The sequence below is a fragment of the uncultured Halopseudomonas sp. genome, from assembly GCF_963977355.1.
Taxonomy (GTDB): Bacteria; Pseudomonadota; Gammaproteobacteria; order Pseudomonadales; family Pseudomonadaceae; genus Halopseudomonas.
Genome location: NZ_CAXBOV010000015.1, coordinates 1 through 11,478, shown reverse-complemented (window position 1 = coordinate 11,478; position 11,478 = coordinate 1). Strand labels below are relative to the sequence as shown.

The following is an 11,478-nucleotide window of genomic DNA, read 5'->3' as shown; positions in this document are numbered from 1 at the left end:
TTTTTCATTTTCAGACTGGCCTGTCAGGCTGTTTCAGTCTGTCGCTCACTCTGTTGGACCTGTGCCTTGGCCGGCGCCGGTGTGCGGATCAGATGATCGAAGGCACCCAATGCTGCTGTCGACCCTGCACCCATTGCAATGATGATCTGCTTGAAGGGGACAGTAGTGACGTCACCGGCAGCGAAGACATTGGGCAGAGATGTGGTTCCACGACTGTCGATCTCGACTTCACCGTGCTTGCTCAACGCCACTGGACCACCTTTGAGCCAGTCGGTGTTGGGGATCAGGCCAATCTGAACAAATATGCCTGCAACGTCCAGCTGCTTGCTTTCCTGGGTCTGGCGGTCGGTGTAGTTCAGACCGACTGTTTTCTTGCCATCGCCGAGCACTTCGGTTGTCTGCGCACTCTTGATGATGTCTATGTTCGACATTGAACGTGCCTTGCGCTGCAGCACTTCATCAGCACGCAATGTGTCGGCAAATTCCAGTACGGTTACGTGCTCAACGATGCCGGCCAGATCGATGGCCGCCTCAATACCCGAGTTGCCACCGCCAATCACTGCTACACGCTTACCCTTGAACAAGGGGCCATCGCAATGCGGGCAATAGGCTACGCCTTTGCCGCGGTATTCCTGCTCGCCAGGAACATTCATTTCCCTCCAGCGTGCGCCGGTAGCCAGGATAACCGAGCGGCCGGAGAGGCTTGCACCATTTTCCAGGCCGATTTTGACGTAGTCACCTTCTGTCAGGCTGATAGCCTGCTGTTCGGTGAACACATCTACATCGTATTCCTTGACGTGCTCTTCCAGACTGGCGACAAGCTTGGGCCCTTCGGTGTAATTCACCGAAATGAAGTTTTCAATACCCATTGTGTCCATTACCTGGCCGCCGAATCGCTCCGCAACCAGCGCGGTACGGATGCCTTTACGCGCAGCGTAGATTGCCGCCGCTGCACCGGCAGGTCCGCCACCCACAATCAGAACCTCATAGGGTTCTTGCTTGCTCAATTCTGCTGCCTTGCGCTTGCTCGCGTTGGCGTCGACCTTGTTGATGATCTCGGGGAGCGTCATGCGGCCCTGGCCGAAGAGTTGACCGTTCAGATAAACCGAAGGCACAGACATGATCTGACGCTCTTCAACTTCATCCTGGAACAGCCCGCCATCGATCATCACGTGGGTAATGTTCGGATTGACGGTCGCCATCAGGTTCAGTGCCTGGACTACGTCCGGGCAGTTCTGGCAAGAAAGTGAAATATAGGTCTCAAAGTGGTACTCACCATCCAGATGACGGATCTGCTCAAGCAGGGCCGGATCGGTTTTGGACGGGTGGCCGCCGCTGTGCAGCAGAGCCAGTACCAGCGAAGTAAATTCGTGACCCATGGGCAGCCCGGCAAAGCTGATGCGCGGTGGCACACCAGTTTGGGCAATACTCATGCTGGGAGTGCGTTGAGCATCGTTCCAGTTCAAGCTGATATGGGGTGACATTTCAGCAATTTCAGTTGCCAGCTCGTTGAGCTCCTGGCTCTTGGGGCTGTCATCCACGGACACGCTGAGCTCGATCGGGGTGATGATATTCTGCAGGTACGTGTCCAGCTGTTTCTTCAGATTGGCGTCCAACATAAGCGTGTCCGTCCTCGGTAATTACAAATTCAAGTCGAAAAAAAACCCGGCCCGCCAACCAGGAGCGATGCTCCGTAGCGGGCCAGGTTATATGGCAGTACTTAGATCTTGCCTACCAGATCGAGGGAAGGAGCTAGTGTAGCTTCGCCTTCTTTCCATTTGGCTGGGCAGACTTCACCTGGGTGTGCAGCAATGTATTGGGCAGCCTTGACCTTACGGACCAGGTCCTCAGCATTACGGCCAATACCTTCGGAAGTCACTTCAACTGCCTGAATAATGCCTTCAGGGTCGATAATGAAGGTGCCACGGTCGGCCAGACCCATATCTTCACGCATGTTGTCGAAGTTACGAGTGATTGCGCCGGTTGGATCACCAATCATGGTGTACTGAATCTTGCCGATAGTCTCGGAGCTGTCGTGCCATGCTTTGTGGGTAAAGTGGGTATCGGTGGAAACCGAGTACACTTCAACACCCATCTTTTGCAGCTCGTCATAATAGTCGGCTACGTCACCAAGCTCGGTTGGGCAGACAAAGGTGAAGTCGGCGGGATAGAAGAAAAATATCGCCCACTTGCCCTGAACGTCAGCTTCGGTAACTTCGATGAACTTGCCCTGCTTGAACGCTTGGGCCTTGAAAGGTTTGATCTGAGTGTTGATGACGGACATCGATAGCTCCTCGTTGATTAATCGGTTGGTGATGAATACAAAAATGATAATAGGCCCTTGGCCCGGATATCTAAAATAAATTTCAGCTAACTCACGGATAGCTTTTAACTATGTGGGGCTGAACCCCGGTATTTCAAGGCAGACCAGACCTGCTGGACATTGCTGACAGGGTTTTTCCGGCCTGAATCAAGGGCCATTGGCGTAAGGTTCGCGACGGTCAGCCGCATCAAGCTTTGCCGTTGCAATCCCCCTCTGGAGATAATGCCCCAAGATCCAAGCTGAGTTAAAGTAGGCGCACCCGGATTCACAGGAGCGCACAATGCTGACCCATCTCGATGCCCAGGGCCATGCGAACATGGTCGACGTTACCGACAAGCACACGACCTTTCGCGAGGCAGTGGCCGAGACGCGCGTGCGCATGCGTAGCGAAACCCTGGCATTGATCCAGAGCGGTGGCCATCCCAAGGGGGACGTGTTCGCTGTGGCCCGTATCGCAGGCATCATGGCCGCCAAGCGCACCCATGAACTGATTCCGTTATGTCACCCCTTGCTCCTTACCGGCATTCGTTTGGAGCTGACAGCGCAGGCACCGGATCTTGTATTGATCCAGGCGCGTTGCAAGCTGGCCGGGCAGACCGGGGTGGAAATGGAAGCGCTCACGGCAGCGAGCATTGCCGCATTGACCCTGTATGACATGTGCAAGGCTGTCGACAAGGCCATGGTGATCGAGTCGACCCGTCTGCTGGAAAAGACGGGCGGTAAGAGCGGCCACTACCTGGCTGAGACGTCAGCGGGAGGGCAGGAATGATCACCTTGCAACTTTTCGCACGTTACCGCGAATTACTCGATACAGATTACGAAGAGATCCCGTGGGATTCAGGATTAAGCTCGGTCGGCGATTTACGTGACCGCCTGCTGGCGCGCGGTGCTGCCTGGGAGGTGCTCGGCGAGCAGCGGGTGATGTGTGCCCGTAATCAGGAAATGTGCGGCCTTGACGCGCCTCTGGCGGACGGGGACGAGATTGCCTTTTTCCCGCCAGTCACCGGGGGCTGATGTGGGCATACGTGTACAGACAGACACCTTCGATCCCGGTGAGTTGCTCAATCGCCTGCATGCAGCTCAGACAGGTGTGGGTGCCGTGGTGAGCTTTGTTGGCTATGTCCGTGACTTTAATGAGGGGGAAGAGGTTGCCGGCATGTTGCTCGAGCATTATCCCGGCATGACGGAAAAAGCGCTGCAGCTGATTGTCGATGAGGCCAGGCAACGCTGGGCGCTGCTGAGCTTGGAAGTATTGCATCGGGTCGGTCGTCTGGAGCCAGGTGAACCCATCGTGTTTGTGGGGGTCAGTTCGGCTCACCGCGCGGCGGCCTTCGAAGCCAGTCACTTCATAATTGATTATCTGAAGACCCGGGCTCCGTTCTGGAAAAAAGAGGACACCCGCTCCGGGCCGCGGTGGGTTGATGCCCGCGATCTGGATACCTTGGCAATGGGCAAGTGGCAATAATCAGAAATCAACGGCTGTGATACAGTACGCGCAATTGATCGGATAGGCAGACAATTTAAATCAATTGCGCCAGGCGCATCTGCTCCGGTCGAATCCTAACAGTTAATGCTCTAAAAACTGCATGGAATGAATTGATGCAACAGGATTTTCGCAGCAGAGAGAGAACAATGTCCGACACACAGTTGATGGATGGATTGGGCCGCCGCATAGACTATCTGCGTATGTCAGTGACCGATCGCTGCGACTTCCGCTGTGTCTACTGCATGGCCGAGGACATGACATTTTTACCTCGCCAGCAGGTACTAAGCCTTGAAGAAATGCAGCGCCTGGTCGCGCTGTTCGTCGCCCAGGGGGTGAAGAAGATTCGCCTGACAGGCGGCGAGCCCTTGGTGCGGCGTGGCATCGTCGAGCTTTGCTCTGCTATCAGTGCCTTGCCTGGTCTCAGAGAGTTGGTGATGACCACCAATGGATCACAGTTGGTCAAATTTGCTCGGCCGCTGGCAGAGGCTGGTGTCAAACGCCTGAATATCAGTCTCGACAGTCTGGACCCCGTCAGATTCAAGACCATTACCCGCACAGGCGAGCTGCAGCAGGTGTTGGATGGCATTGATGCCGCATGCACTGCCGGGTTTGAGCGCATCAAGCTAAATGTGGTGGTGATGAAAGGCCGTAATCTCGATGAGGTTCCCGGGCTTTTGGATTATGCGGTGTCCCGTGGCCTGGACATAACCTTCATTGAAGAGATGCCGCTGGGCGATGTCGGCCGATCTCGTGGCGAGACCTTCTGCTCCAGCGAAGAGGTACGCGATCTTATCAGTCAGCGTTATCGCCTGATGGACAGTGCAGAAAACTCCGGTGGACCGGCGCGTTATGTCCGTGTGGAAGGCCATCCGGAAACGCGTATTGGTTTTATATCCCCGCATTCCAACAATTTTTGCGCTACCTGTAATCGCGTTCGCATGACCGCCGAGGGTCGATTGTTGTTGTGCCTGGGGCAGGAGAACTCCATGGATCTGCGCGCTTTGGTGCGTCGTCATCCAACCACAGATGCGCCTTTGCTCGAAGCCTTGCGCAAGTCATTAATGGGGAAGCCGGCTCACCACGATTTTACGGTAGATGGGGATGTGCAGATTGTCCGGTTCATGAATGCCACCGGGGGATAGTGCCGTCAGGCCACTGCGCTAGCAACAGCCTGAGGACTTGCTAAGAGTACCGCCCGCTTACTCCATAGAGCTGTAATAGGCCGCGAGATCGGCGATATCCTGATCGCTCAGATTCTTGGCCATTGGGCTCATGATGGCAGCATTTCCGCCTGTGCGCTGACCCTCTCTGTAGGCTTTCAATGCGCCCTCAAGATAAGCCGCGTTCTGGTTGCGCAGGTTGGGGTAGATCGGTACCAGCGCTATCCCATCCTTGCCATGACATGCAGCGCATACCGCTGATTTTGCTTCGCCGGCAGCGGCATCACCGGCGGCTTGAGCCATACCAGCCATGCTCATGGTCAGGACCGTCGAAGCTAATAAGACTTTCAACATGGTTTCTTCCTCATCATTTCTTTATAGGGTGTTCACCCGACCAGTAATACCCACCAGCCGCGCATTTGGGAAGGCTAAAGTCCCCGCATCGCACTTCCTTGTATAACCAGACGTTACCGCGTCCGTCGTTTCAGGAAAAGGATCATTATGTTGCGGGTTTAATCTTTGCCCCTAACTACGGTTATGTCCGGCACCGACATCCCTGTTCCGAAGCGTTGCAATGACATCGGCCGCTGAACGGGAACGACCGCCTGGCACCGGAGTTGAGCAACAATTGACCTGCATCAAAGTGAGCGGAGTTAACAGGGTTTAGCCTGCACAGCATTGAAGATACATCTGCGGAGTCTATCCATGTTCAACCCTGTTTGCTGGAACGCGGATCTGATTCGCCGTTACGACCACGCCGGTCCGCGTTACACATCCTATCCGACGGCAGTTCAGTTTCACGATGGCGTCGAGCCATCGGACCTTACCGGCGCACTAGACGTCAGCCGCAAGGAACAGCGACCGATATCGCTCTACATACACATCCCGTTCTGCGCCAACATCTGCTATTACTGCGCGTGCAACAAGGTTATTACCAAGGACCGCAGCCGTGCCGAGCCTTACTTGCAGAGTCTGTTTCGTGAAATTGAGCTTGTCAGCCAGCATGTGGGCGCCGAACAACAGGTCCAGCAGCTGCATTTAGGTGGCGGCACTCCAACCTTTCTGTCGCATCACCAGTTGCGCGCCTTGATGGACAAGCTGCGCGCGCACTTCAATCTGCGTGATGACGACCTGGGCGACTACAGTATCGAGATCGATCCCCGTGAGGCGGACTGGTCGACTATGGGGCTGTTACGCGAGATTGGCTTCAACCGAGTCAGTTACGGGGTGCAGGATCTCGATCTGGACGTGCAGCGTGCCGTGAACCGCCTGCAGACTCCCGAGCAGACCCAGACTGTCATGGATGCCGCAAGGGCGCTGCAGTTCCGTTCAATCAATATTGACCTTATTTACGGTCTGCCCAAGCAGACACCGCAGGGCTTTGCCAAAACGGTTGATGCGATCATCGCGATGAAACCCGACCGCCTTTCAGTGTTCAATTACGCTCACTTGCCAGAGCGGTTCCTGCCTCAGCGGCGCATTGAGGCAGAGGATCTGCCGAGCCCGCAGGACAAGCTTACAATGCTGGAAACCACCATCAATCAGCTAGTGAGCGCTGGATATCGTTACATCGGTATGGATCATTTTGCACTGCCCGACGACAGCCTCAGCACAGCCCAGGAGAGCGGCGAGCTGCAACGCAACTTTCAGGGTTACACTACCCATGGTCATTGCGACCTGATCGGGCTCGGGGTGTCGTCAATCAGTCAGATCGGAGATCTGTTCAGTCAGAACAGTAGCGATATCAAGGTCTACCAGCACAATCTCGACAATAACAAGCTGGCAACGCGTCGCGGCTTGCAATGTCATGCAGATGATCGGATCCGCCGCGCGGTCATAGGGCAGCTGATCTGCCACTTCACCCTTGAGTTTGCTGACGTCGAAAGCCGTTTTGATATCGTCTTCCGAGACTATTTCGCCGACTGCTGGCCGGTTCTCAAACAGATGAGCCGTGACGGTCTGATTCAACTCACCGAGCGCGGCATTCGTATTCTTCCAGCAGGCAGATTGCTGGTCCGTTCGGTTTGCATGGTGTTTGATGCGTATCAGGTTCAGGATAATAACCAGCGCTACTCTCGCATCATCTAAGCGGGTTACGTAGCACTCAACGGTCAATCAACAACTGCTATGCTCAGGCCTCGAACAACAATAGAGGTCTGAGACATGCAAGGCAGTTGTCTGTGCGGCTCCATCATTTACCAGGCAGACAGCCTGGATACCCCCATTCGCCATTGCTCCTGTAAAACCTGTCGCAAGGCGCATGCGGCCGCGTTCAATACCGGCTGTGGTGTCAAGAAAGAGCATTTTCGTTGGATAAAAGGTGAGGATATGCTGGCTCGCTATGAGTCTTCCCCTGGCAAGGTGCGGCACTTTTGCAGCAACTGTGGCACCCAGTTGGTTGCAGAAAAGGCAGGTGTGCCATACATGGTACTGCGCGTTGCAACATTGGATGAGGACCCTGGCATAGGGCCCTCAGCTCATATCTGGACCAGTCATGAAGTACCCTGGCTCAGTTACGGGGGTGATCTTCCGAAGTGCGAAGAATGGCCGCCAGGCTATCCAGGCTGAGGTTGCGGACTATGGTGGAAGAGGCGGGCTAGTTTTTGCCAGATGCCAGTTGTGCCATCCAGATGGTATGCCGTGTACCCCGATTACCATGGGCATAGACTTTCACTTCCTCGGCATTGAAACCGGCCTTGCGTAAATCACTGGTAAAACGTTGGTCGGCGCTGGCGGACCAGACAGCCAGGGTGCCTCCGGGACGCAGGGCGCGGCCACAGCTGACCAGTCCTGTAACACTGTAAAGCCAGCTGTTGGCTGACTGAGTCAGACCCTCCGGGCCATTATCGATATCCAGCATGATCGCATCGAACCCGCCGGGCTCCGCCTTCAGTAGCTCTGCTACATCCCGGTTAACCACCTGTGTGCGTGGATCCTGCAGCGGGTTGCCTGCTTTTGCCCCCAGAGGACCACGGTTCCACTCGATCACCCCCGGTAGCAGTTCCGCAACGACCACCTCTGCAGTTTCGCCCAGGTTTTCAAGCGCTGCGGCCAGCGTGAAGCCCATCCCCAGGCCGCCGATCAACACACGAGGTCTGGGCCTCGCAGCGACTCGCTGGCAGGGTATCCGGCCCAGTGCATCCTCCGAGCCGTGGGTGCGGGTATTCATTAATTGCCCACCTTTGCCGCCCTCGAGCTTTATGACGAAGTCCTCACCGTATTCGAAAAGGCAAAGCGCGCCACCGTCGGGAAGGGGAGTGGTGTCCAGCAGAACAAAGCGTTTCATTGATCATCCGAGCCGTTTTATCGGCAGGCAGGATACCGGTAAGATGGTTATTGCGCGAATGTCACCTGGTACTTTTGCAGGAGTCTTTTTTCCTTTTCACCCGTCATGGATAACCGACCTTCATCCCAGATACGAATCAGCTCTTGTCTTTTGGTTGTCGGAATCTTTTTTGAAAAGATCGGTATCTCAACCAGTTTTTTGTCCAGGCCAGGACGCACAATCCTAAGGGTGTCATGCAGATTTGTCCGATTTAGGGCATGCTGTAGAACGAGCTCGTTATCGGCGTATAAATCGATCCTCTTATCGCTGATCATCTGAAAGATGCGTTCCACCACATCGTCATAGCCTGCGATAACTTCCACCTGGCCAGCGTTTTTCGGGTCATCAATATAGGTTTGGTAATCAGGGCTCGCCGCGCTGTAATCCCAGCCTGGCCCAGTTGCTACGAGTTTGCCCTCAAGTGATTCGATGCCGCTATAGCGCCACGGGTCATCTTTTCTGATAACGAATGCGGTTGTGTATGCAAAGGTTTTTTCACTTGCATAGACGAAGTCATTTTCCGCGCTCTCGGAAACGATATATTCCGGCAACATGTCGCACACGCCGTCTGCCACCATGTCCAAGCCTCTAGCGAGGGGCACTTCGTAATATTTCAGTTCGTAGCCCTGAGAGGTGTATATCTCATCGAGCATATCTATGATCACACCGCGTTCGGCGGACTGTTCTGATGGAAATATCGTCATCGGGGCCCACTGGTCGTAGCATACCTTCAGTTGTTCAGCGTAACTTGGATTGGCCAGGCTTACGCCCGCCAAGATAAGCATGACAAGTAGCGAGTGATGCATGGTTTTATTTTTCAACACGATCACGACCCTTATCTTTCGCACCGTAGAGTTTGGAATCTGCACGCTTGAAAAGTGCATCAATTGAGTCGTCACCTGAGCGAGATGATTCAATGCCCGCACTCACCGTGTAGGTAATGATCCTGCCATCAACATTCAGTGCGGCGTTACTTATAGTCATTCTTATTCTTTCTGCCAGTTGGAAAGCATCGTCGGGGGCTGTGTCAGGAAGAAAGAGAGCGAATTCTTCCCCGCCTACTCGGCCGATGAGATCAGACTGTCTAAGTAAGCTCTGAATAGTTTGCGTGAAGTGAATCAGTACCTTGTCGCCGGCGAAGTGACCGTAAGTGTCGTTAATGACCTTGAAATGGTCCAGATCCATCAGAACAAAGGATGCTGTTGATTGCTGTCGCTGCGACAGAGCTAGCAGATGCTGAGATCTTTCGAAAAAGCTCCCGCGATTCAAGATGCCTGTCAATGAGTCTCGCGTGGCAAGATCCTCAAGCTTTTCGTTCAGGATCTGTAGTGCTTCCGTGCGCTTTGCAACAGCATCTTCAAGGGAGCTTCGTTTGGTTTGTTCATCTTCCAATAATTGCTGCCGATCTGCCTGCATTACCGAAAGCATTGTATTCATATGGTCTTGAAGCTGGCCGAGCTCGTTGTGCTGGATATTCTCGAGGCTGATTCGCTTGCTGATCGTTGGACTTGATTGCACCTCATTAACTTGCGTCATCAATTCCTTCAAGGGGCTTGCCAAATAGCGATCAAAAGCCCATGCGGACAGCCAGAATAAAATGGACAGCTTTATAATTGCTGTGATGGCAATCAAGAAAAACCCAAACAGTACGCGGTCTAAAACGACCTCTGATGAGGAATACAGTTTGATGGTGCCAAGGGCTACTTTTTCCCCATTGAGCGTCCAGTATGCATCAGACTCTGCGTAAAACAGCGACAAGGGTTTTGAATCGGGGTTATAGGATTGCTTTGACATCAGAGTGTTGGCATCTGTGTCGATGACATCAATACCCTCAATGATAGTCATTTTTACCAGCCCGGTGAGCAGGGCATCCAACTGATTGTAATTATATTGCCATAGACTGGTAGATATGGGCTCGCGTACGGTTTCTTCAAGTTGTTTTAGTTCGTTTAAGATCGAGTCCTGGGTCCTATAGTATTCGGTCAGGAATTGCAGGCTCGTGATCAGGCAGGTAACAAAGAGATAGATAGAAAAGATGACGAGCATCATTTTTCTGGAAAGATTGTCAGGTCGAAGAAAACTTGGAAAAATCATGCAGTCTCTTCTCAATAGGCTTTAAGTTATAGCCTGGCTGGTATTGGCTCCGAGCTTGAGAGTATAGACTTTTTAATCCGTTATTTAGCCTGCTCACGATAATAGACCTCCCCGAACACAAGACGCAAGGCAAGGCTTTATACGCAGAGGATTAGGTTCAATATTAGTAGCGCGAGGGGCATTGAATTGGAGCGGGTGAAGGGAATCGAACCCTCGTCGTAAGCTTGGGAAGCTTCTGCTCTACCATTGAGCTACACCCGCGTGCTGCGCATTCTAGGCGGTTGCCGATTATTCGGCAAACAACTTCAGCAGTTATTTCATACCTTGCCCGCTACTTCCATCATCCGCCTGTAGCTGTCCTTGCGCAGAGCCTGATCATAGATCGAACTGCTTACAATCAGCTCGTTAGCACCGGTGCGCTCGAGTAGATCGGCCAGTTGCTGACTCACGGTTTCCTTGTCGCCAATCAGGGTGCCAGCCAGGGTCGATAGAACACTGTGCTTCTCGTGCGGCTGCCACAAGGGTTCCATATCATCGACTGGCGGCGGCAAGGGGCCGGGGCGGCCACGTATCAGGTTGAGAAATGCCTGTTGGTGTGAGGTTGCGAGCATGGCCGCGTGCTCCCGACTTTCGCCGACGTAGGCATTGATGCCCAGCATTACGTGGGGCTGCTGTAAATCCTCCGACGGCTGAAAATGCTCCCGGTAGGTGCGCAAAGCGCTGAACATGAAGTCAGGTGAGAACTGGCCGGCGAATGCAAAGGGCAGGCCAAGTTCGGCAGACAGTTGGGCGCTGAAAGTACTCGACCCGAGTAGCCAGATCGGCACCTTGAGCCCTGCACCGGGTACTGCTCGTAAACGCTGCCCAGGTAGGGGGTCGGCAAATAGCCGACGCAACTCATCGAGCATCTGGGGAAAGTCGGAACCGTCGCCTCGGCCATGGCGCAAGGCCTGTGCGGTAGCCTGATCAGTGCCTGGTGCGCGTCCCAATCCCAGATCGATTCGGCCGGGGTAGAGAGATTCCAGGGTGCCAAACTGTTCGGCGATCTGCAGTGGCGCATGATTGGGTAGCATTATGCCGCCCGAGCCGA

General features: G+C 54.0%; 13 protein-coding genes and 1 tRNA gene. 6 read left to right on the top strand and 8 right to left on the bottom strand.

Annotation, left to right across the window (positions count from 1 at the left end):
• Nucleotides 1–23: 23 nt before the first annotated feature.
• Complete coding sequence (gene ahpF / locus AAC076_RS09835; RefSeq protein ID WP_339845010.1) at nt 24–1,619, bottom strand: alkyl hydroperoxide reductase subunit F; 1,596 nt, start codon at nt 1,617–1,619, stop codon at nt 24–26.
• A 101-nt stretch (nt 1,620–1,720) separates the two neighbouring features.
• The gene (gene ahpC / locus AAC076_RS09830) at nt 1,721–2,284 is read right to left on the bottom strand and encodes an alkyl hydroperoxide reductase subunit C (RefSeq protein WP_339845007.1); all 564 of its coding nucleotides are present in this window, start codon (nt 2,282–2,284) and stop codon (nt 1,721–1,723) included.
• 319 nt (nt 2,285–2,603) lie between these two features.
• Between ahpC and moaC the strand changes: the two genes are divergently transcribed.
• The 4 genes from moaC (at nt 2,604) to moaA (ending at nt 4,951) form a co-directional block, all read left to right on the top strand.
• Nucleotides 2,604–3,092: a cyclic pyranopterin monophosphate synthase MoaC gene (moaC, locus tag AAC076_RS09825; protein ID WP_339845005.1), complete on the top strand. Its 489-nt coding sequence runs from the start codon at nt 2,604–2,606 to the stop codon at nt 3,090–3,092.
• Entirely contained in the window at nt 3,089–3,337 is a 249-nt protein-coding gene (locus tag AAC076_RS09820) for a MoaD/ThiS family protein (protein ID WP_339845002.1), read from the top strand. The genes moaC and AAC076_RS09820 overlap by 4 nt, the downstream gene beginning before the upstream one ends.
• Before the next feature lies 1 nt (nt 3,338).
• The gene (moaE, locus tag AAC076_RS09815) at nt 3,339–3,788 is read left to right on the top strand and encodes a molybdopterin synthase catalytic subunit MoaE (RefSeq protein ID WP_339844999.1); all 450 of its coding nucleotides are present in this window, start codon (nt 3,339–3,341) and stop codon (nt 3,786–3,788) included.
• Between the two features lie 167 nt (nt 3,789–3,955).
• On the top strand, nt 3,956–4,951 hold the full coding sequence (gene moaA, locus AAC076_RS09810) for a GTP 3',8-cyclase MoaA (RefSeq protein WP_339844996.1): 996 nt from the start codon (nt 3,956–3,958) through the stop codon (nt 4,949–4,951).
• Between the two features lie 57 nt (nt 4,952–5,008).
• Here moaA and AAC076_RS09805 read toward each other — a convergent pair whose 3' ends face one another.
• The gene (locus tag AAC076_RS09805) at nt 5,009–5,323 is read right to left on the bottom strand and encodes a cytochrome c (RefSeq protein ID WP_339844994.1); all 315 of its coding nucleotides are present in this window, start codon (nt 5,321–5,323) and stop codon (nt 5,009–5,011) included.
• Nucleotides 5,324–5,674: 351 nt separating this feature from the next.
• Here AAC076_RS09805 and hemN point away from each other — a divergent pair, with 351 nt between their 5' ends.
• Nucleotides 5,675–7,057: an oxygen-independent coproporphyrinogen III oxidase gene (hemN, locus tag AAC076_RS09800; protein ID WP_339844992.1), complete on the top strand. Its 1,383-nt coding sequence runs from the start codon at nt 5,675–5,677 to the stop codon at nt 7,055–7,057.
• A 75-nt stretch (nt 7,058–7,132) separates the two neighbouring features.
• Nucleotides 7,133–7,537: a GFA family protein gene (locus AAC076_RS09795; RefSeq protein ID WP_339844990.1), complete on the top strand. Its 405-nt coding sequence runs from the start codon at nt 7,133–7,135 to the stop codon at nt 7,535–7,537.
• Between the two features lie 28 nt (nt 7,538–7,565).
• On the opposite strand, the gene AAC076_RS09790 is transcribed toward AAC076_RS09795, so the two are convergent.
• The 5 genes from AAC076_RS09790 to AAC076_RS09770 all read right to left on the bottom strand — a co-directional run.
• Nucleotides 7,566–8,255, bottom strand: coding sequence for a hypothetical protein (locus AAC076_RS09790; protein WP_339844988.1), 690 nt, complete (start codon nt 8,253–8,255; stop codon nt 7,566–7,568).
• Nucleotides 8,256–8,302: 47 nt separating this feature from the next.
• Nucleotides 8,303–9,124, bottom strand: coding sequence for a transporter substrate-binding domain-containing protein (locus AAC076_RS09785; RefSeq protein ID WP_339844987.1), 822 nt, complete (start codon nt 9,122–9,124; stop codon nt 8,303–8,305).
• A complete protein-coding gene (locus AAC076_RS09780; RefSeq protein WP_339844986.1) occupies nt 9,105–10,388 on the bottom strand; it encodes a diguanylate cyclase in 1,284 nt (427 codons plus the stop codon). Before AAC076_RS09780 ends, AAC076_RS09785 begins: the two co-directional genes overlap by 20 nt.
• A 187-nt stretch (nt 10,389–10,575) precedes the next feature.
• Nucleotides 10,576–10,649, bottom strand: a tRNA-Gly gene (locus AAC076_RS09775).
• Between the two features lie 56 nt (nt 10,650–10,705).
• Nucleotides 10,706–11,478: LLM class flavin-dependent oxidoreductase (locus AAC076_RS09770; RefSeq protein WP_339844984.1), on the bottom strand; the 773-nt coding region annotated here is incomplete at its 5' end.

Excerpts from the sequence above, each read along its gene's own strand:
- moaC (WP_339845005.1), top strand. The coding sequence starts at position 2,604 with ATGCTGACCCATCTCGATGCCCAGGGCCATGCGAACATGGTCGACGTT.
- AAC076_RS09805 (WP_339844994.1), bottom strand. The coding sequence starts at position 5,323 with ATGTTGAAAGTCTTATTAGCTTCGACGGTCCTGACCATGAGCATGGCT.
- AAC076_RS09820 (WP_339845002.1), top strand. The coding sequence starts at position 3,089 with ATGATCACCTTGCAACTTTTCGCACGTTACCGCGAATTACTCGATACA.
- AAC076_RS09795 (WP_339844990.1), top strand. The coding sequence starts at position 7,133 with ATGCAAGGCAGTTGTCTGTGCGGCTCCATCATTTACCAGGCAGACAGC.
- ahpF (WP_339845010.1), bottom strand. The coding sequence starts at position 1,619 with ATGTTGGACGCCAATCTGAAGAAACAGCTGGACACGTACCTGCAGAAT.
- hemN (WP_339844992.1), top strand. The coding sequence starts at position 5,675 with ATGTTCAACCCTGTTTGCTGGAACGCGGATCTGATTCGCCGTTACGAC.
- AAC076_RS09790 (WP_339844988.1), bottom strand. The coding sequence starts at position 8,255 with ATGAAACGCTTTGTTCTGCTGGACACCACTCCCCTTCCCGACGGTGGC.
- moaA (WP_339844996.1), top strand. The coding sequence starts at position 3,956 with ATGTCCGACACACAGTTGATGGATGGATTGGGCCGCCGCATAGACTAT.
- ahpC (WP_339845007.1), bottom strand. The coding sequence starts at position 2,284 with ATGTCCGTCATCAACACTCAGATCAAACCTTTCAAGGCCCAAGCGTTC.
- AAC076_RS09780 (WP_339844986.1), bottom strand. The coding sequence starts at position 10,388 with ATGATTTTTCCAAGTTTTCTTCGACCTGACAATCTTTCCAGAAAAATG.